This is a genomic window from Streptomyces sp. NPDC054783, from assembly GCF_053611725.1.
This window is the reverse complement of record NZ_JBSHAY010000013.1, coordinates 230,423-250,263: the sequence shown is the minus strand read 5'-3', so window position 1 is coordinate 250,263 and position 19,841 is coordinate 230,423. Positions and strand designations below refer to the sequence as shown.

General features: G+C 69.7%; 16 protein-coding genes. 8 read left to right on the top strand and 8 right to left on the bottom strand.

Annotation, left to right across the window (positions count from 1 at the left end):
- Positions 1 to 42 precede the first annotated feature (42 nt).
- Positions 43 to 3,069: an excinuclease ABC subunit UvrA gene (gene uvrA / locus ACWGJ5_RS23895; protein WP_453311697.1), complete on the bottom strand. Its 3,027-nt coding sequence runs from the start codon at positions 3,067 to 3,069 to the stop codon at positions 43 to 45.
- 224 nt (positions 3,070 to 3,293) lie between these two features.
- On the opposite strand from uvrA, the gene ACWGJ5_RS23890 reads away from it, so the two are divergent.
- The 5 genes from ACWGJ5_RS23890 (at position 3,294) to ACWGJ5_RS23870 (ending at position 7,542) form a co-directional block, all read left to right on the top strand.
- A complete protein-coding gene (locus ACWGJ5_RS23890; protein ID WP_453311696.1) occupies positions 3,294 to 3,983 on the top strand; it encodes a maleylpyruvate isomerase family mycothiol-dependent enzyme in 690 nt (229 codons plus the stop codon).
- A gap of 45 nt (positions 3,984 to 4,028) precedes the next feature.
- Positions 4,029 to 4,685, top strand: coding sequence for an MBL fold metallo-hydrolase (locus tag ACWGJ5_RS23885; protein WP_453311695.1), 657 nt, complete (start codon positions 4,029 to 4,031; stop codon positions 4,683 to 4,685).
- A 315-nt stretch (positions 4,686 to 5,000) separates the two neighbouring features.
- Positions 5,001 to 5,885, top strand: coding sequence for an ABC transporter substrate-binding protein (locus tag ACWGJ5_RS23880; protein WP_453311694.1), 885 nt, complete (start codon positions 5,001 to 5,003; stop codon positions 5,883 to 5,885).
- Positions 5,882 to 6,784 carry an amino acid ABC transporter permease gene (locus tag ACWGJ5_RS23875; RefSeq protein WP_453311693.1) on the top strand — a complete coding sequence of 301 codons (903 nt, stop codon included), beginning with the start codon at positions 5,882 to 5,884 and terminating at the stop codon, positions 6,782 to 6,784. Before ACWGJ5_RS23880 ends, ACWGJ5_RS23875 begins: the two co-directional genes overlap by 4 nt.
- Positions 6,781 to 7,542, top strand: coding sequence for an amino acid ABC transporter ATP-binding protein (locus tag ACWGJ5_RS23870; RefSeq protein ID WP_453311692.1), 762 nt, complete (start codon positions 6,781 to 6,783; stop codon positions 7,540 to 7,542). The genes ACWGJ5_RS23875 and ACWGJ5_RS23870 overlap by 4 nt, the downstream gene beginning before the upstream one ends.
- 22 nt (positions 7,543 to 7,564) lie before the next feature.
- Here the strand turns inward: ACWGJ5_RS23870 and aroQ are convergent, their stop codons facing one another.
- Entirely contained in the window at positions 7,565 to 8,038 is a 474-nt protein-coding gene (gene aroQ, locus ACWGJ5_RS23865) for a type II 3-dehydroquinate dehydratase (RefSeq protein ID WP_453311691.1), read from the bottom strand.
- A gap of 212 nt (positions 8,039 to 8,250) precedes the next feature.
- Between aroQ and ACWGJ5_RS23860 the strand changes: the two genes are divergently transcribed.
- Complete coding sequence (locus tag ACWGJ5_RS23860; protein ID WP_453311707.1) at positions 8,251 to 9,522, top strand: MFS transporter; 1,272 nt, start codon at positions 8,251 to 8,253, stop codon at positions 9,520 to 9,522.
- Positions 9,523 to 9,591: 69 nt separating this feature from the next.
- On the opposite strand, the gene ACWGJ5_RS23855 is transcribed toward ACWGJ5_RS23860, so the two are convergent.
- The 6 genes from ACWGJ5_RS23855 to ACWGJ5_RS23830 form a co-directional block, all read right to left on the bottom strand.
- Positions 9,592 to 10,692 (bottom strand): calcium:proton antiporter, encoded by a 1,101-nt coding sequence (locus ACWGJ5_RS23855; protein WP_453311690.1) that lies wholly within the window; start codon positions 10,690 to 10,692, stop codon positions 9,592 to 9,594.
- A gap of 156 nt (positions 10,693 to 10,848) precedes the next feature.
- The gene (locus ACWGJ5_RS23850) at positions 10,849 to 11,850 is read right to left on the bottom strand and encodes a TerC/Alx family metal homeostasis membrane protein (RefSeq protein WP_453311689.1); all 1,002 of its coding nucleotides are present in this window, start codon (positions 11,848 to 11,850) and stop codon (positions 10,849 to 10,851) included.
- Positions 11,851 to 12,071: 221 nt separating this feature from the next.
- Entirely contained in the window at positions 12,072 to 14,162 is a 2,091-nt protein-coding gene (locus tag ACWGJ5_RS23845; protein WP_453311688.1) for a TerD family protein, read from the bottom strand.
- Between the two features lie 63 nt (positions 14,163 to 14,225).
- Positions 14,226 to 14,804: a TerD family protein gene (locus tag ACWGJ5_RS23840; protein ID WP_228622527.1), complete on the bottom strand. Its 579-nt coding sequence runs from the start codon at positions 14,802 to 14,804 to the stop codon at positions 14,226 to 14,228.
- A gap of 156 nt (positions 14,805 to 14,960) precedes the next feature.
- Positions 14,961 to 17,108 carry an excinuclease ABC subunit UvrB gene (gene uvrB / locus ACWGJ5_RS23835; RefSeq protein ID WP_453311687.1) on the bottom strand — a complete coding sequence of 716 codons (2,148 nt, stop codon included), beginning with the start codon at positions 17,106 to 17,108 and terminating at the stop codon, positions 14,961 to 14,963.
- Positions 17,109 to 17,148: 40 nt separating this feature from the next.
- On the bottom strand, positions 17,149 to 18,015 hold the full coding sequence (locus ACWGJ5_RS23830; protein ID WP_453311686.1) for an MHYT domain-containing protein: 867 nt from the start codon (positions 18,013 to 18,015) through the stop codon (positions 17,149 to 17,151).
- Positions 18,016 to 18,295: 280 nt separating this feature from the next.
- On the opposite strand from ACWGJ5_RS23830, the gene ACWGJ5_RS23825 reads away from it, so the two are divergent.
- Together ACWGJ5_RS23825 and ACWGJ5_RS23820 are read left to right on the top strand one after the other, a co-directional pair.
- Complete coding sequence (locus ACWGJ5_RS23825) at positions 18,296 to 19,165, top strand: glycerophosphodiester phosphodiesterase (protein WP_453311685.1); 870 nt, start codon at positions 18,296 to 18,298, stop codon at positions 19,163 to 19,165.
- A gap of 41 nt (positions 19,166 to 19,206) precedes the next feature.
- On the top strand, positions 19,207 to 19,761 hold the full coding sequence (locus ACWGJ5_RS23820) for a methylated-DNA--[protein]-cysteine S-methyltransferase (RefSeq protein ID WP_453311684.1): 555 nt from the start codon (positions 19,207 to 19,209) through the stop codon (positions 19,759 to 19,761).
- Positions 19,762 to 19,841: the final 80 nt, after the last annotated feature.

Genomic DNA, 19,841 nt, shown 5'->3' with positions numbered 1-19,841 from the left:
CCCGCGGGGCGCCGCTTTTCTGGTGGTGTGTCAGGCCTTGCGTCAGGCCTTGCGTGTCCGCGTTGTCTTCTTCGCGGCCGCCGCCTTCTTCGTGACCGTGTCGGCCTTCTTGGTAGCCGTGTTGTTGGCCTTGGCCGTCACCGTCTTCTTCGCCGCCGTCTTTGCGGCGGCCGTCCTCTTGACCGTGCCGGCCCGCGGCGCCGGCACCGGTTCCGCGTCGCTGATGCGGTCGGCGCCGAGGATCTCGCGCAGGAACTTGCCGGTGTGACTGGCCGGCACCCCGGCGACCTCCTCGGGCGTGCCTTCGGCGACCACGAGGCCACCGCCGGCGCCGCCCTCCGGACCCATGTCGACGATCCAGTCGGCGGTCTTGATCACGTCGAGGTTGTGCTCGATGACGATGACCGTGTTGCCCTTGTCGACCAGGCCGCCGAGCACCTTCAGCAGCTTGCTGATGTCCTCGAAGTGCAGACCGGTGGTCGGCTCGTCCAGGACGTAGACCGTGCGTCCGGTGGAGCGCTTCTGCAGTTCGCTGGCCAGCTTCACGCGCTGGGCCTCACCGCCGGAGAGCGTGGTGGCGGACTGGCCGAGGCGGACGTAGCCGAGGCCGACGTCCTTCAGCGTCCTCAGGTGCCGGGAGATGGCCGGGACGGCCTCGAAGAAGTCGGTGGCCTCCTCGATCGGCATGTTCAGCACGTCGGCGATGGACTTGCCCTTGTAGTGGACCTCCAGGGTCTCCCGGTTGTACCGGGCACCGTGGCAGACCTCGCACGGGACGTAGACGTCCGGGAGGAAGTTCATCTCGATCTTGATGGTGCCGTCGCCCGCGCAGTTCTCGCAGCGGCCGCCCTTGACGTTGAAGGAGAAGCGACCGGGCAGGTAGCCGCGGACCTTCGCCTCGGTGGTCTCGGCGAACAGCTTGCGGATGTGGTCGAAGACGCCGGTGTACGTGGCCGGGTTGGACCGCGGGGTGCGGCCGATCGGCGACTGGTCGACGTGCACGACCTTGTCGACCAGGTCGTCGCCGTCCACGCGCGTGTGCCGTCCGGGGACGTTTCTCGCGCCGTTCAGCTCGCGGGCCAGGTGCGTGTACAGGATGTCGTTGACCAGCGTCGACTTGCCGGAGCCGGAGACGCCCGTGACGGCCGTGAACACGCCCAGCGGGAACGACACGTCGATGTCCTGCAGGTTGTTCTCACGGGCGCCGTGCACGGTGAGCCGACGGGACGGGTCACGGGGGCGGCGGATGTCCGGAAGCGGGATCGCCTTGCGGCCCGAGAGGTACGCGCCGGTCTGCGACTCGGTGTTTTCGAGCAACTCCTTCAGAGAGCCGCTGTGCACTACCTTGCCGCCGTGCTCACCAGCGCCGGGGCCGATGTCCACGACCCAGTCGGCGACCTTGATGGTGTCCTCGTCGTGCTCCACGACGATGAGCGTGTTGCCCATGTCGCGCAGCCGGACCAGGGTCTCGATCAGCCGGTGGTTGTCCCGCTGGTGCAGCCCGATGGACGGCTCGTCGAGGACGTACAGGACGCCGACCAGGCCGGAGCCGATCTGGGTGGCAAGGCGGATGCGCTGGGCCTCGCCGCCGGAGAGCGTGCCGGCCGCGCGGTTCAGCGAAAGGTAGTCGAGGCCGACGTCGACCAGGAAGCGCAGTCGCTCGTTGACCTCCTTCAGCACCCGCTCGGCGATCTTCTTGTCCCGGGCGCTCAGCTTCAGCCGGCCAAGGAAGTCCGCGCAGTCGCTGATCGACATCGCGGAGACTTCGGCGATCGACTTCTCCATGATCGTGACCGCGAGGACGATCGGCTTCAGGCGCGTGCCCTCACAGGAGGGGCAGGGCACCTCGCGCATGTAGCCCTCGAAGCGCTCGCGGCTTGCGTCGCTCTCGGCCTCGCTGTGGCGGCGCTTGACGAACGGCACCGCACCCTCGAAAGGCGTGGTGTACACGCGCTCGCGGCCGTACCGGTTTCGGTAGCGGACCTCGATCTGGGTCTTGTGGCCGTGGAGCAGGGCCTTCTTCGCGCGCTGCGGCAGGCCCGCGAACGGGATGTCCGTGCGGAAGCCGAGCGCGTCCGCGAGGGCACCGATCAGGCGGCCGAAGTAGTCCTTGGTGTGCCCGTGCGACCAGGGGTGGATGGCGCCCTCGTCCAGGGTCTTTTCCTCGTCCGGGACGATCAGCTCGGGGTCGACCTCCATGCGCGTGCCGATGCCGGTGCAGTCGGGGCAGGCGCCGAAGGGCGAGTTGAAGGAGAAGGAGCGGGGCTCCAGCTCCTCGAAGGACAGGTCGTCGTACGGGCAGTACAGGTGCTCGGAGTACATGCGCTCGCGCTCGGGGTCGTCCTCGGGGAGGTCGACGAAGTCGAGCACGATCATGCCGCCCGAGAGGCCGAGGGCGGTCTCCACGGAGTCGGTGAGGCGGCGCTTGGCGGACTCCTTCACCGTGAGGCGGTCCACGACCACCTCGATGGTGTGCTTCTCCTGCTTCTTCAGCGTCGGCGGCTCGGACAGCTGGATGGTCTGCCCGTCCACGCGCGCGCGGGAGTAGCCCTTGGTCTGCAGGTCGGCGAAGAGGTCGACGAACTCGCCCTTGCGCTCGCGCACGAGTGGCGACAGCACCTGGAAGCGGCTCCCCTCCGGCAGCTCCAGGACCCTGTCGACGATGGCCTGCGGCGACTGGCGGGAGATCGGGCGACCGCACTCGGGGCAGTGCGGCTTGCCGATGCGCGCGAAGAGCAGACGCAGATAGTCGTAGACCTCGGTGATGGTGCCGACCGTCGAGCGCGGGTTGCGCGAGGTCGACTTCTGGTCGATGGAGACCGCCGGGGACAGGCCCTCGATGAAGTCGACGTCCGGCTTGTCCATCTGGCCGAGGAACTGCCGGGCGTACGAGGAGAGCGACTCCACGTAGCGCCGCTGACCCTCGGCGAAGATCGTGTCGAAGGCCAGGGAGGACTTGCCCGACCCGGACAGGCCCGTGAAGACGATGAGCGAGTCACGCGGCAGGTCGAGCGAGACGTTTTTCAGGTTGTGCTCGCGCGCGCCACGGACGATGAGACGGTCGGCCACGCCGGTCCGCACCTTTCTTGAGAGAAGTGACAGGGGCGGGGCCCCCGTGCTTCTTCAGACTAGGGGGAGCCACTGACAACGCCGGTCGGATTGCCCGGTTGCATAACAACCCCCAGCCATCCAGCATGCCCGACGCCGCCTCCGACGATATAGCACGTGCTTTCGATTTGCGGGCGGGGTTCACCACCTTCACCCAAAGGTGTGGCCGGGCTAATGTCAGGCCCATGATTGATCACGCTCATGACCTGGCATGTGTACGTGACGCGACCGAACGGCTCCTCACCGCGGTCGCCGAACTGGACAACGCGTCGCTCGCCGAGCCGTCACGGCTTCCGGGGTGGAGCCGCGGGCACGTCCTCGCCCACCTCGCCCGCAACGCGGACGCGCTCGTGAACGTCCTCGAGGGCCGGCCCATGTACGCGAGTGCCGAGGCACGGGACGCCGAGATCCAGCGCGATGCCCCGCGCCCCCTCGACGCCCAGCTCGCCGATCTGCGCGAGAGTGCGGCCCGCTTCCAGGCCGCGGGGGACGCGCCGGCGGACTGGTCGCGCACGGTGGAGCTGCGCAACGGGGTCACCGACTCGGCGTCCCGGGTGCCGTTCCGGCGGTGGGCCGAGGTCGCGCTGCACCATGTCGACCTCGGCATCGGGTACGAGCTGGAGGATCTTCCGGCCGAGTTCACGGACCGGGAGATCGACTTCCTGGCGGAGCGCTTCGCCGGACACAAGGAGGTGCCCTCGACCGGTCTGACCGCCGGCGACGGCCGGTTCCGGACCACGGGCGGCGGCGCGGAGGGGGGACCCGTCGCGGTCGAGGGTACGGCCGCCGACCTGCTGGGCTGGCTCTCCGGGCGGCGCGACGGCTCCGGCCTGACCGCGAAGGGCGGCTCGCTCCCGATGCTGCCGCCGTTGTAGGTCCGCTACGGTCCGCGGGCCCTCCCCCGCTATAGGCTGATCACCATGACGTACACCGGAGAGGTCAGGGTCGGCGGACCGGCGGATGTGCACGAGCTGAAAGACCTGATGATCACGAAGATCGCGGTCGGCCCGATGGACAACAACGCCTACCTGCTGCGCTGTCGGGCCACCGACGAGCAGCTTCTGATCGACGCCGCCAACGCGGCGCAGACGCTCCTCGGCATGATCGGTGACGACGGCATCGCGTCCGTCGTCACCACGCATCAGCACGGCGACCACTGGCAGGCGCTCGCCGAGGTCGTCGCGGCCACGGGCGCACGTACGTATGCCGGCCGCGAGGACGCCCCCGGCATCCCCGTGCCCACCGATGTCCTCGTGGACGACGGCGACGTCATCAGGGTGGGGCAGGTGGAGCTCACCGCGCGGCACCTCGTCGGGCACACCCCGGGTTCGATCGCGCTGGTCTACGACGACCCGCACGGCCATCCGCACGTCTTCACCGGCGACTGTCTCTTCCCGGGCGGCGTCGGCAACACGCGCAAGGATCCGAAGGCCTTCGCCAGCCTGATCCACGACGTGGAGACGAAGATCTTCGACGTGCTGCCCGATGAGACCTGGGTCTATCCCGGACACGGCAACGACACGACCCTGGGCGCGGAGCGGCCGCAGCTGCCGGAGTGGCACGCGCGCGGGTGGTGAGCGCCGGGGCTGTCCCCGCCCGAGCGTCCGGCACGCTTCTCGCCGCGCGCCCCGTGTGAACGTTTCGCACGCGCCGGGGGCGCGTACGCGCTCCCCGCGCGCCGCATCACGCGGTCAACTGGTGACAACCCCGCAGAGGATGACGGCTCCTCTGCGGCAGGGCCGCCGGTCTCCAACCCCGCCCTCGGCCGGCGGCCCAGGCCGACGGCCCGCACCCTGAGGGCCGTTCACACGACCGCAACACCCGTTCCCAGTATGCGGACAGATCATGGTCGTGACCTGGACAAACACGGGGTTCGCTGCCAATCTCCCGCCATGTACACAGCCCCTCGTGTCCTGCGCCGTGCGGCAGCCGCCGCCACCGTAGCCCTGCTCGCCACCGCCGTCGGCTGTGCTCCGCAGCCCGAGGAGAAGGCGTCGGCCTCCCCCTCCGGCTCGGCCGCGAAGAGCTGCGCCAAGGGCAAGTTGGCCACCAAGACGTCCGGAAAGCTGACGCTCGCGACGGACGAACCGGCATACGAGCCCTGGTTCAAGGACGACAAGCCCGCGAACGGCAAGGGCTTCGAATCGGCGGTCGCCTACGCCGTGGCCCGGCAACTGGGGTACGGCAAAAGCGAGGTCGTCTGGCAGCGCGTGCCGTTCAACAAGGCGTTCGCGCCCGGCGAGAAGACCTTCGACTTCGACATCAACCAGGTCTCGATCAGCACCGAGCGCAAGAAGGCCGTCGACTTCTCCTCGGGCTACTACGACGTGCGCCAGGCCGTCATCGCGCTGAAGGGCGGCAAGGCCGCCAAGGCGACGAACATCGCGGACCTGAAGGGCCTCAAGCTGGGTGCCCAGGTGGGCACGACGAGCCTCGACTACATCAGCGACGTGGTGAAGCCCTCGCAGCAGGCGGCCGCGTACTCCAAGAACGACCAGGCCGTCTCCGCGCTCAAGAACGGTCAGGTGGACGCGATCGTCACCGATCTGCCGACCGCCTTCTACGTCACCGCTGCCCAGGTGACCAACGCCGAGATCGTCGGCCAGTTCGAGAACAAGAGCGGAACGCCCGAGCAGTTCGGGCTCGTCCTCGACAAGGGCAGCGGCCTCACATCGTGCGTGATGTCGGCCGTGGACGCCCTGCGCAAGGACGGCACGCTGGCGAAGCTGGAGCAGCAGTGGCTGTCCGACGCCGTCGACGCTCCGGTGCTCAAGTGACGGTCATGAAGGAGGAGTCCGGGGAGAACTCCGGCAAGGACGATGTGCGCGACGGGTACGTCCCGTCCGAGCGACGGCTGCAACGCGAGCGCCACAAGCGCGCGCGTGCCCGTCGCGCGACGGCCATCGCCGCCCTGTCGACCCTGGTCACCGGCGTCGTCCTCTACCTGGTCGTCGTCAACGCGCCCGGCTGGCCACGCACCAAGGAGACCTTCTTCGACGGGCAGTACGCGCGCGAGGCCTTCCCCAAGGTCCTCGAAGGTCTGTGGCTCAACGTCCGGCTGCTGTTGATCTGCGGTGTGCTGGTGCTCGTCCTGGGCATGCTGATCGCCATCGCGCGTACCCTGCCCGGGCCCGTGTTCTTCCCTCTGCGGGTGCTGGCGGCCGCGTACACGGACTTCTTTCGCGGTCTGCCGCTGATCATCAACCTGATGATCGTGGTCTTCGGGGTGCCCGCGCTCCGCCTCCAGGGCGTGACCGTCGATCCTGTCCTGCTCGGTGGTACGGCGCTGACACTGACCTACTCCGCGTACGTCGCCGAGGTGTTCCGCGCCGGCATCGAGTCCGTGCACCCCTCTCAGCGCGCGGCCGCCCGCTCGCTGGGCCTGACCAACCGTCAGGCGCTGCGGTACGTGGTGCTCCCCCAGGCGGTACGGCGTCAGGTGCCGCCCCTGCTGAACGACCTCGTGTCCCTGCAGAAGGACACCGGGCTCGTGTCGATCGGCGGCGCGATCGACGCCGTACGGGCGGCCGACATCATCGCCCAGCGCAGCCTCAACTACACGCCGTACATCGTCGCGGGCCTGGTCTTCGTCGCACTGACCATTCCGATGACCCGGCTCACGGACTGGGTGACGGCCCGGATGGACCGGCAGCGGGCCCAGGGAGGATCGCTATGAGCGACGACGCAGTCGCACCCGTGCTGCGCATGGAGTCCGTCCGCAAGACCTTCGGCGGCTCCATCGTGCTGCGGGACGTCGGCCTGGAGGTCGCCCCGCACACGGTGACCGCGCTGATCGGCGCCTCCGGCTCGGGCAAGTCCACGCTGCTGCGCTGCGCCAACCTCCTGGAGGAGATCGACGACGGCGCGATCTGGCTGGACGGCGAGGAGATCACCGATCCCCGTGTCGACCAGGACACGGTCCGGCGCCGGATCGGCGTGGTCTTCCAGGCGTACAACCTCTTCCCGCACATGACCGTGCTGGACAACATCACGCTGGCACCCCGCCGGGTGCACGGCGTCCCCCGCGCGGAGGCCGAGGAACGGGCCAGGGAGCTGCTGGAGCGCCTCGGACTGGGCGGCAAGGCGGATGCCTACCCGGACCGGCTCAGCGGCGGCCAGCAGCAGCGTGTGGCGATCGTACGGGCGCTCGCCGTACGGCCCCGGCTGTTGCTGCTGGACGAGATCACGGCGGCGCTCGACCCCGAACTCGTGGGCGAGGTGCTGGAGGTGGTCCGGGACCTGAAGGACGACGGCATGACCATGGTGCTGGCGACGCACGAGATGGGCTTCGCGCGGGACGTCGCCGACCAGGTTTGTTTTCTGGACGGTGGCGTCGTGCTGGAGCGCGGTACTGCCGAGCAGGTCTTCGGCGACCCGCAGCAGGAGCGCACGCGGCGCTTCCTGCGGCGGATCGTGGAGGCGGGCCGGCTGTGACGAGCCCGGACTACGCCACGCCCTAGGCCTCCGCCTGGGCCGCGCCCACCAGCGCGGCGACCCGCTCCACACCGAACACGTAGCCCTGCACTCCGCATCCGGCGATCACCCCGTCGGCACACAGGGAGACGTAGGAGTGGTGCCGGAACGATTCACGCTGGTGGATGTTGGAGATGTGCACCTCCAGCACGGGCATGCCGTCGCAGGTGTTGAGTGCGTCCAGAATCGCGACCGACGTGTGGGAGTAGGCGCCGGGGTTGATGACGATCCCGCAGTGGTTCAAGCGCGCCTCTTGGATCCAGTCGACCAACTGACCCTCGTGGTTCGACTGCCGGAAGTCCACGGTGCCGCCGTGCGCGGCCGCGGCCTTGGCGCACATCGCCTCGACGTCGGCCAGGGTGTCCCTGCCGTAGATCTCGGGCTGGCGCTGGCCGAGCAGGTTCAGGTTGGGCCCGTTGAGGATCATGATCGGGGCGTTGGCCAGGGTGCGGGGCACTTTTCCTCCGGTCCGTTCGGGGCGGTACGACGTCGACCGCCGCTCGCACCCGGTCTATCACGGTGCCCTGAGCACGGGGCGGGCCGCGTGCGCCGAGGGCCTCGGCGGCGCACGCCACGGTCGTCCGAGCGCCTCCGCGCGCCCCGTAACCGTTGATCACGGTGGGTGGTTGACGCGGCATGCAGCCTGTACGTGCCGTGAGCGCCCCTTCGATGCCGAGACTCGCCGCCGCGTCCCTGGCGGGGACCGCGATCGAGTTCTACGACTTCTTCGTCTACGGGACCGCGGCAGCCCTGGTCCTGGGGCCGCTGTTCTTCCCGACGTTCTCGCCGGTCACGGGGACGCTGGCGGCGTTCGGGACGTTCGGGGTGGGGTTCGTGGCCCGGCCGCTGGGCTCGGTGGTGTTCGGGCATCTCGGCGACCGGCGCGGACGGCGGCCCGTGCTCGTCGTCTCACTGCTGCTCACCGGCGCCTCGACCGTCGCGGTGGGCTGTGTGCCGTCGTACGGAACGATCGGCGTCGCCGCGCCCCTGCTGCTGCTCGTGCTGCGCTTCCTGCAGGGTCTCGGGCTCGGCGGGGAATGGGGCGGAGCGGTACTGCTGACCGCCGAGCACGCGCCGGCCGCACGGCGCGCTCTGTGGTCGAGCTTTCCCCAGGTGGGGCCCGCGGTGGGCTTCGTGCTCGCCAATGGGGTGATGCTCGCACTGTCGGCGGCGCTGTCCGACGCGGAGTTCGCGCGGTGGGGCTGGCGCGTGCCGTTCTGGGTCGCCGGTGCGCCGGCGCTCGCCGGGCTGTGGCTGCGCTCATCGCTCACCGAGAGCCCCCGGTTCCTGGAAATCGATGACCACGCGCGCGTACCGTTCGTCGAGGTCGTACGGCATCACGGGCGGCTGGTACTGCTGACGGCCGGGGCACTGGCCATCGGGTACGCGGTGTTCTACGCGGTGACGACCTGGTCGCTGGCGTATGCGACGGAACGGCTCGGGGTGAGCCGGACGGTGATGCTGAGCTGTGTCATGGCCGCGGTGGTCGTGAAGGGGGCCCTCACTCCCTTGGTGGCGCTGCTCGGCGACCGCTATGGGCGGCGGCCGATGTGTCTGACGGGGTGCGCGGCCTGCGTCGCGTGGATGCTCCCGATGGTGGCACTGCTGGCCACCGGCCGGCCGCTGCTGATGTTCCTCGGCATCCTGGGCGCATTGCTCGCGTTCGTCACCATGTTCGCGGTCATCTCCGCCTATCTGCCGGAACTGTACGAGGCGCGGGTCCGCTGCACGGGCGCCGCAGTGGGCTACAACCTCGGCGGGGTCGTCGGCGGCGCACTCACCCCGATCGTGGCCACGGCGCTCGCGGAGCAGGGCGGGCGTGTGCCCTGGGCTGTGGGCGTGTATCTGACGGGCATCGGGCTGATCAGCCTGGTGTGCTTCGCGCTGCTTCCGGAGACGCGACCGGTGCCCGTGCCGGTGGTGGAGCCGGCGACGAGCTGACCGGTCGGGAACCGGGACGACGGCAACGGGCTACGAGCCTCCCGCACAGGGACCGGACGGGCGGGCCCGTTACGGATTGACGGCCAACTCCAGGTAGGCCGCGAAGAGCACCAGGTGGACACCGCCCTGTAGGGGCGTGGCCCGTCCCGGCACCACTGTCAGGGAGCTGACCACGATGGTCAGCGCGAGCAGCAGCATGTGCGTCGGGCCGAGGCCGAGGACGAGCGGTCCGGACAGCCAGACGGAGGCGAGGGCGACGGCCGGAATGGTCAGGCCGATGCTGGCAATGGCCGAGCCGAGTGCAAGGTTGAGGCTGGTCTGCACCCGGTCGCGGCGTGCGGCGCGCAGCGCGGCGATGGTCTCCGGCAACAGGACGAGCAGAGCGATGATCACACCGACGACGGCCTGGTGAAGTCCGGCCGCCGCCACACCCGACTCGATGGTGGGCGACACTCCCTTGGCCAGGCCGACCACGCCGATCAGGGCCAGCCCGAGCAGACAGAGACCGATCCAGGCGGTGCGCGTGGACGGCGGCTGGGCGTGGTCGTCGGCGGTGATGACCTCGCCCTGCCGGGTGATCGGCAGGAAGTAGTCGCGGTGGCGCACGGTCTGGGTGGCCACGAACAGTCCGTACAGGATCAGTGAGGACAGCGCGGCGAAGGTCAGCTGCACCGAGGAGAACTCGGGTCCGGGCTTGCTGGTGGTGAAGGTCGGCAGCACCAGGCTGAGGGTGGCGAGCGTCGCCACGGTCGCCAGGGCGGCGCCGGTGCCCTCGGGGTTGAAGACAGCGGTGCCGTGCCGCAGGGAGGCGACGAGCAGACAGAGCCCGACGATGCCGTTGCAGGTGATCATGACCGCGGCGAAGACGGTGTCCCTGGCCAGGGTGGAACTCTTGGCGCCGCCGTCCGCCATGAGGGTGACGATCAGGGCCACCTCGATGATCGTGACGGCGATCGCGAGCACCAGCGAGCCGAAGGGCTCGCCGACGCGGTGGGCGATGACCTCGGCGTGGTGGACGGCCGCCAGGACGGAGCCGGCGAGCACCAGGGTCACCAGCGCGACGACCACGGCTGGCAGGTTGCGGCCCCAGGTCAAGACCAGGAGGACGACCGCGAGAACGGGCACGAGGATCGTCCACTGCCGGGTGAGCGCCCGGAGCCGAGTGATCATGCGGCGATGGTCGCAGAGACGTACAGGATTCGCATTCCGTTCTTTTCCGATACTTCTCGTCCTTTCCCTTTCCGCCGTGGGGCCCGGCAGCGGCGGGAGCGGTGCCTGCTTCACGCAGTCCCGCTCCCGCCCCCGCCATACCTGCCGCAGGCTCGGTCAGGCGTCGACACTGTCCTTCGGAGCGGCTTGACCGTCCGTGTGCGCCACCTCGACGGCTACCTGCTTCCTGGTGACCATCAGGCTGGTGACAGTCGTGACGACCAGGACCGCGCAGATCACACCGAGCGAGACCGGGATGCTGATCTCGGGGACGTGGACGCCGGACTCGTGCAGGGCGTGCAGCACCAGCTTGACGCCGATGAAGCCGAGGATGACCGACAGGCCGTACGAGAGGTGGACCAGCTTCTTCAGCAGGCCGCCGATGAGGAAGTACAGCTGTCGCAGACCCATGAGGGCGAAGGCGTTGGCGGTGAAAACGATGTACGGGTCCTGGGTCAGACCGAAGATCGCGGGGATGGAGTCCAGGGCGAACAGGACGTCCGTCGTGCCGATGGCGAGCATCACGACCAGCATCGGGGTCATGGCCCGCTTGCCGTTCTGCCGGATCCACAGCTTGGTGCCGTGGTACCGGTCGGCCACACCGAACCTGCGCTCCGCGGCCTTCAGCAGCTTGGTCTCCTCATATTCCTCGTCCTCCTCGTCCGCGCGCGCCTCCTGGATGAGCTTCCAGGCGGTCCAGATCAGGAAGGCACCGAAGAGGTAGAAGACCCAGGAGAAGCTGGCGATGATCGCGGCTCCCGCGGCGATGAAGACGGCTCGCAGGACCAGGGCTATGAGCACACCGACGAGCAGGACGCGCTGCTGGTACTGGGCCGGCACCGCGAACTTCGCCATGATCAGGACGAAGACGAAGAGGTTGTCGACGCTCAGCGACTTCTCGGTGATGAATCCCGCGAAGAACTCGCCGGCCGGCTGTCCGCCGCCGAAGACGAGGAGACCGAGGCCGAACAGCCCGGCCAGGGCGATCCAGACGACGGTCCAGATACCGGCTTCCTTGACCGACACCTCATGGGGCTTGCGCCCGATGAAGAAATCGACCGCGATCAGGGCGGCGAGGCCCACGATGGTCAGGACCCACAGGGTCATGGAGACTTCCACTGCACCTCCGGCATTACGTAACGGCAAACAGTCAGCGTCGTCGCTGCCGGAGGTCTCTTCCACCCGCGTCGGGCCGACGCCCCGGGACCGGAAACTGGTCCGTACTGACGGGTGCGCCGCAGTCAGGGAGTACGCCCCTCCGTACGGAAGACAGTACCCAATCCCCAAGGAAAGGTAAAGAGAAAAGTAAAATAAAGACCAAAACGCCTGGTCAAGGGACTTTAACTGTGCTTGGTCCGGGCATTCGCCACCTCGGTGAGCACCTGATGCACGACCTGGCTTCCGGCCGGCACCAGCGACGGTTCGTAGGTCCAGGCGTGCCCCACCCAGGGGTCGGCGAAGTGATCGTCAGGCACCGGGGTGAGTCGCATCAGCGAACGCCACAGCGGATCGAGCAGGGGGCCGTAGGCGGCGGCGTCCTCGCGGTCCGCCACGAGCAGGAGGTGGACACCGACGTCGGGCCCCTCGTCGGCGAGATAGCGCAGCCGGGTCACCGCCCGGTCGTCGAAAGCGTGCGGGAAATCATTGACGATCAGCAGCTGGCGCGCGGTGTCGACATCGGCCGGCAGCGATTCGGGCGCGCCGCCGCGCACCGCCATCTGCACCAGGTCGACCCGCCGGGTGAGCCGCTCCAGCATCTCCGTCACCCCGGCCGCGCCGGTCGCGGGTGGCGCGGCGAGCACCCCGGCCCGCGTGAGCGGGGCGAACGCCGCGGCCCCGGTGCCGGCCGGGTCGATGATCTGCACGGCGAAGTCGCCGGCCGGATGCACTGCGAGCAGCCGCGCCGCGAGCGCCACCGCCGCCTCCATGGCCAGGTGCCGGAGTTCGGCAAAGTCGGCTACGCCGCCGGACGCCGCCGGGCCGCTGTCGAGCCACAGGCCGCGTTCCAGCGGCAGTCTGACCAGCAGAGGGATACGCAGCGACGCGCTCTCGGGCAGATGGAGGTCGCCGAGACGCAGGGCCATCGGCGGCTCGGCGGGCACTCGGTAGCCGTGCCAGACGGGGTTGTCCCACCGGGCGTAGGCCGGCGGAAGCGCGGGCTCGACCACCTCGGACTCGGCGGTGAGCTGGGCGAGGTCACGGTCGAGGGCCACACGCGCCTGGTCCACCAGCTGCGTCCGGCGGACATGTGCCGCCTCGCGCGCGGCGTCGCCCTCGGTGCCGAGCCGGCCGCGGGGGTCGGTGAGGGCCTGGTCGAGGTCCTTCTCAAGGCGGGAGTCGGCGAAGTCGACGGCGCTGCGGAACGCGGCGGTCGTGCGGGCCAGGTCCTCGAACATGCCCCAGACCTGGTTGTACAGCCGCTCCTCCATCGACCATCCGACGGCGTCGCCCGCGACGGGCTGCGCGGGCCGGCCGTCGTCGGCGGCCGGAGCCGCCGGGGGCGGTGTGCCGTGCGCGCGACGGCCGGGGTGCGTGTAGTCGACCCGGGTGCCGGAGTCTCGCGGAGCTGCGCCGGGCGCCTGGGGGTCGTACGGGTTCCGCGCGTCGTACGACGGTGCCGGCTCCGGCTGCTGGGCGAAGGGGGGCGTCGGCCCGGGCGTCCCGGAGGCGGTGGTGCCCCGGGGCTCGGGCGCGGCGGTGTCGTACGGCCCGGGAGCCGGGGTGACGCGCGCGGCGGAGGCGGACGCGTCGTGCGGTGGGGCCGTGGAGGTGTCCTGCGACGGGGCCGTGGAGGTGTCCTGCGGCGGGCGAGCCGAAGCCTCGGGCGCTGACGGTGCGGAGGTCGGCGCCGGCAGCGTGCGGGACCAGTCGTGGGCCGCCTCGCCGGGGGCCGCCGCCGCATGGGCGGCGGCCGCGACGTCGGCGGCCTCGGGCAGGCCCTGGTCGGCGAGCAGTGCGGTGAGCCCGGCCGCGTAGCCCTGGCCCACCGCACGCACCTTCCAGGCGCCCTGTCGGCGGTACAGCTCCAGGGCGAGCACGGCAGTCTCGCTGTCCAGGCCGGTGATGGTGTAGCAGGCGAGTTCGGTGCCGTCGAGGCTCTCGACCGTCGTGTGCGGGGCGGCGACGGCACCGAACCGGGGCGGTGCCCCTGCCCCGGTGGGCAGGGCGAGGAAGACGGCGACGCGGTGGACGGCCTCGGGCAGGGCGCCCAGGTCGACGGCGAGCCGGTGTCCGGTGGCGGCCCGCCGGGGCACCTCGACACCGGGCAGGGCGGGCGCGCCGGGGTGGGCCACTCCCTGCGGACCGGGCACCGTGCCGTTCTCGTCGCCGAGCGTGGCTCCGGCCAGGACCGGCGCCCCGGCCGAGATCCGGATCACCAGCCGGACCTCGGGCAGCGGGTGGTTCTGCCCCCGCACAAGCTCGGCCGTCATCGCCGTCGCCCCCCGTGTGTCGTTGTCGTTCTGTCGTGCGCCCCGCCGGTCGAGCAGGCGGCCCTACAGGTGCTGCTGGATCGTCGGCATCAGGTCCTGGAACGTACGGCCATAGGCCGGGGCGCCCAGCGCGGTCATCGTCCAGCCCGAACCCGCGCGGTGCACCTTCGCCATGATCTGCGCGGTGTAGTCGCCGCCGCCGTCCAGCGTGTAGCGGGCCAGCTCCTGGCCGTTGGTCTCGTCCACGAGACGGCAGAACGCGTTCTGCACCTCCTGGAAGGTCTGTCCCGTGAAGGAGTTCACGGTGAAGATGATCTGGTCGATGTGGACCGGAACGCGCTGGAGGTCCACGAGGATCGCCTCGTCGTCACCGCCCTGCCCGACGCCGCCGACGAGGTTGTCGCCGGTGTGGCGGACGGAACCGTCGTCGCTCACCAGGTGGCGGAAGAAGACGACGTCGACCGGCTGGTTCTCGGCGAAGAGGACGGCCGACGCGTCCAGGTCGATCTCGCGCGTGCGGGAGCCGAACAGACCGCGCCGCTTCGCCGCTTGCCAGCCGAGCCCCATACGGACCGCGGTCAGGGTGGCCCCGTCCTTCTTCTCCAGGCTGATGGCCTGACCCTTGCTCAAGTTGACGGACACCGCTGAATCCCCTCTCGAAGGTCCCCTGTTGCCGCGCAGTGCGCGGTTGTCCAGAACCCTACGCAGAGGCACCGACAGTGCCGAACCCCGGCCCGCGCTTTGTGTCGGTGTTGCAACACTTGGCGCATATACCGAGGTCCGGCAGGGTGGCGGGGCTCAGGCGAGACCGGCTTCCCGCATCTGGCGCAGCTCCTTCTTCATTTCCGAGACCTCGTCGCGCAGCCGGGCCGCGATCTCGAACTGCAGCTCCGCGGCGGCGGCGCGCATGCGCTCGGTCATCTCCTCGATCTGCTCGGCGAGTTCGGCCGCCGGACGGTCCGTGGGCACCGCGGTCGCCGCCTTGCCCTTGGCGGACTTGCCGGCCTTCGTGCCCTTGGCCGTCTTGTCGCTCAGCGACGGTACGGGTGCCTTGGCACTCTTGCCGTCCTTCGACTTGCGGTAGCCGCTGCCGAGGAGCTGCTCGGTGTCGACCTCCTCGCGCGCGATCTGCGCCACGATGTCGTTGATCTTCTTGCGCAGCGGCTGGGGGTCGATGCCGTTCGCCTTGTTGTACGCGACCTGCTTCTCCCGGCGGCGGTTGGTCTCCTCGATGGCCTTCTCCATCGCCGGGGTGATCTTGTCGGCGTACATGTGGACCTGGCCGGAGACGTTACGGGCCGCTCGGCCGATGGTCTGGATCAGCGAGGTGCCCGAGCGCAGGAAACCCTCCTTGTCGGCGTCCAGGATCGCCACCAGGGACACCTCGGGCAGGTCGAGGCCCTCCCGCAGGAGGTTGATGCCGACCAGGACGTCGTACTCACCGGAGCGCAGCTCGCGCAGCAGCTCGACGCGCCGCAGGGTGTCGACGTCGCTGTGCAGATAGCGCACCTGGATGCCGAGCTCCAGGAAGTAGTCGGTGAGGTCCTCGGCCATCTTCTTGGTGAGCGTGGTGACGAGGACGCGCTCGTCCTTCTCGGTGCGCTTGCGGATCTCGTGCACCAGGTCGTCGATCTGGCCCTCGGTGGGCTTGACGACGACCTCGGGGTCGACGAGGCCGGTGGGGCGGATGATCTGCTCGACGACGCCGTCGGAGCGCGACAGCTCGTAGGTGCCCGGCGTGGCCGACAGGTAGACGGTCTGGCCGATGCGCTCCTGGAACTCTTCCCACTTCAGCGGGCGGTTGTCCAGCGCGGAGGGCAGGCGGAAGCCGTGGTCCACGAGGGTGCGCTTGCGGGAGGCGTCGCCCTCGTACATGGCGCCGATCTGCGGGACGGTGACGTGCGACTCGTCGATGACGAGCAGGAAGTCGTCCGGGAAGTAGTCCAGCAGGGTGTTGGGCGGGGAGCCGGGCGAGCGGCCGTCGAAGTGCATCGAGTAGTTCTCGACGCCGGAGCAGGTGCCGATCTGGCGGAGCATCTCGATGTCGTACGTGGTGCGCATCCGAAGACGCTGGGCCTCCAGGAGCTTGCCCTGCTTCTCCAGCTCGGCCAGGCGCTCCCCCAGCTCCTTCTCGATGTCGTTGACGGCCCGCTCCATGCGCTCGGGGCCGGCGACGTAGTGGGAGGCGGGGAAGACGTACAGCTGCTGGTCGTCGCTGATGATCTCGCCGGTGAGCGGGTGGAGCGTGGACAGCGCCTCGATCTCGTCGCCGAACATCTCGATGCGGACGGCCAGCTCCTCGTAGACCGGGAAGATCTCGATGGTGTCGCCGCGGACCCGGAAGGTGCCGCGGCTGAAGGCCATGTCGTTGCGCGTGTACTGGATGTCGACGAAGCGACGCAGCAGCTCGTCCCGGTCGATCTCGTCGCCGACCCTGAGGGGGACCATCCGGTCCACGTACTCCTGCGGAGTACCGAGGCCGTAGATGCAGGACACCGAGGCGACCACGATGACGTCGCGGCGGGTGAGCAGCGAGTTCGTCGCCGAATGGCGCAGCCGCTCCACCTCCTCGTTGATCGAGGAGTCCTTCTCGATGTAGGTGTCCGACTGCGGGACGTAGGCCTCGGGCTGGTAGTAGTCGTAGTACGAGACGAAGTACTCGACCGCGTTGTTCGGCAGGAGCTCACGGAACTCGTTGGCCAGCTGGGCGGCCAGCGTCTTGTTCGGCGCCATCACGAGCGTGGGGCGCTGAAGCTTCTCGATCATCCACGCCGTGGTGGCGGACTTGCCGGTGCCGGTCGCGCCCAGCAGGACGACGTCCTTCTCACCGGCCTCGATGCGCTTGGCGAGGTCGGTGATGGCCGTCGGCTGGTCGCCGCTGGGCTGGTAGGGGCTGACGACCTCGAAGGGCGCCACCGTGCGTTCGATGTGGGAAACGGGCCGCATGTCATCCACCGTACGACCCCGCACTGACAACGGGGTCGGATCAGCGGTTCTGCGGGGTCCGGGAGAGGGGGTGCTCGGGCCGGTGCTCCTGGGGGAGGGCGGGACGCCGGTTCGGTTGGGAGGCGACGGCGGAGGCCGGGACACCCGGTTTGTGCTCGACGGGCCTGGGGACCGGCCGACCCGTGATCATCAGCGGATCGAAGATCACCACGACGCCCGCGAGGAGCAGGAAGGCGAGCGGGCCGATCAGCATGGGTGCGAGCACGGACGGTTCCGGCGCTCCTCCGGCAGTGTGGGAGGTGCCGTCGAGGTGGACGCCGAGGGCGGCCATGCCCGTGTAGTGCATGCCGCTGACCGCGAGCCCCATGACGAGGCTGGCCCCCACGCTCCACATGAAGCCCCGGACGCGTCCGGCGGCCCACAGTGCGGCGGTGGCGGCCACGACCGCTATGACGACGGAGGCGGCGACTGTGTAGGTGTTGTAGGTGAACCGCCCGTGGAAGTGCACGCCCGCCATGCCGAGGTAGTGCATCGACGCGACGCCCAGACCGGTGATCGTGCCGCCGGTGAACAGCGCGGTGCCGGTGGCGCCCCGGTATCCGACGATGAAGATCCCGACGCCGACCATGAAGATGGCGAGACCGAGGCTCGCGTAGGTGATCGGCTTGTCATAGTGGATCGGCGTCTCCTTGATGGCGAAGCCCATCATGGCGACGAAGTGCATGGTCCAGATGCCGGAGCCGATCGCGGCCGCGCCGAGGGCCAGCCAGGCGGGCCGACGGGAGTGCGTGACCAGCAGGGACCGGGTGGTGCAGCGCAGGCCGAGGGCGCCGCCGAGGCAGGCCATCAGATAGGCCACCACCGGGGTGACGGCCCCGTAGCTGAATCCGTCGACCGTGCCTTGCATCCGCGGCTGCCCTTCCGCCCACTTGCGTCCCGGAATCCTTGAAATGTTCCCCGGCCCAGGACCGCCGGGGCGGTCAGGCTTGTCGCAGAGAGTATGACCCCCACCAGAATGGTCGAACGATTTTCCGGCAAAGAAACACGGCCTTGCCGCAGTTGTGCGGCACCGGTGACGGGACTTGGGACACATCCACTCGGTCTGTGGGTGTTGTGCGCCCGGGTGCCGCTGACCGTCTGCTGTCACTGTGGTTGCTGTCCGTGTTCGCTCGACGCAAGGAGTCTGCATGCACGCGCGCGTAGTTGCCGCCACGGTCGTCGCGGTCCTGGGGACGGCGGTTCTGCTGAGCCCCGGCTCCGACGCCCGGGCCGGCGATGCCGGCGAGCCCACGGTGATCGCTCACCGGGGCGCCTCCGCCTACGCTCCCGAGAACACGCTGGCCTCGATCGACAAGGCCGCGAAACTGGGCTTCTCCTGGGTCGAGAACGACGTCCAGCGCACCAAGGACGGCAAGCTGGTCGTCATCCACGACGACAGCCTGCAGCGCACCACGAACGTGGAGCAGGTCTTCCCCGGCCGGGCGCCGTGGAAGGTGAAGGACTTCACCGCGGCCGAGATCGCCCGGCTGGACGCGGGCAGCTGGTACTCCCCCGCCTACGCGGGCACGTGCGTGCCGACGCTGCAGCAGTACATGCGCCGGGTCGAGCACAACCACGAGAAGCTGCTCCTGGAGATCAAGAACCCCGAGCTGTATCCGGGCATCGAGCAGCGGACCCTGAAGCTCCTCGGGAACGAGGGCTGGCTGGACCACAAGCACCTGGGCCGGCTGATCGTGCAGAGCTTCAGCGCCGACAGCATCCGGACCGTGCACAAGCTGAAGCCCGCGATCACCACCGCCTACCTCGGATCGCCCACCGCGGCGGAGCTGCACCAGTACGCGCGCTTCACCGATCTCGTCAACCCCTCGTACGGCTCGCTCTCCAAGGGGTACGTCGCGGCCGTGCACACCTTCGACGGACCGCACGGCAAGCCGCTCCGGGTGTTCGCCTGGACGGTGAACGACGCGGCCACCGCGCGCAAGGTCGCGGGCTACGACGTGGACGGGATCATCACCAACAAGCCCGACGTGGTGCGGACGGCGCTCGGCTCGGACTGAGCGCGGGGGGCGTTGTCAGTGGCGGGCCGTACCGTGGGCGCATGGACAGCCATGGGCAGGATGAGCAGCGGGTCGTGTGGGCCTTGGTCGGCACGGACATCGGGCCGCTGATGCTGGCGGCGACCCGTGACGGCCTGGTCAACGTCGTCTTCCACGCCACGGACGCGGTGCGCGACCGCGCCCTGGAGCGGCTGGTGGCCCGGCTGGGCGCGGCTGCCGTGGAGGATCCCGACTCGCCGCTGCTGGCCGAGGCGATATGCCAGCTGCGGGATTACTTCGCGGGCGAGCGGCACGACTTCGACCTGCCGCTGGACTGGTCGCTGATCTCCGGCTTCAACCGGCAGGTGCTGCGCGAGCTGTCGACCGGTGTGCCGTACGGCACGGTGGTGGGGTACGGCGATCTCGCCGGGCGGGTCGGGCAGCCCGGCGGGGCGCAGGCGGTCGGCGCGGCCATGGGTGCCAATCCGCTGCCGGTGGTCGTTCCGTGTCACCGGGTGGTGGAGAGTGACGGCGGGATCGGCGGCTTCGGGGGCGGGCTGGAGACCAAGCGGAAGCTGCTCGCCCTGGAGGGTGTGCTGCCCGAGCCGCTGTTCTGACCGGCCCCGACTCTTCCGTCGCTGAGCGGCGCGGCTACTCGGGGTCCGACCGGCCTCGGCTGCTCGTGTCCGACAGGTCC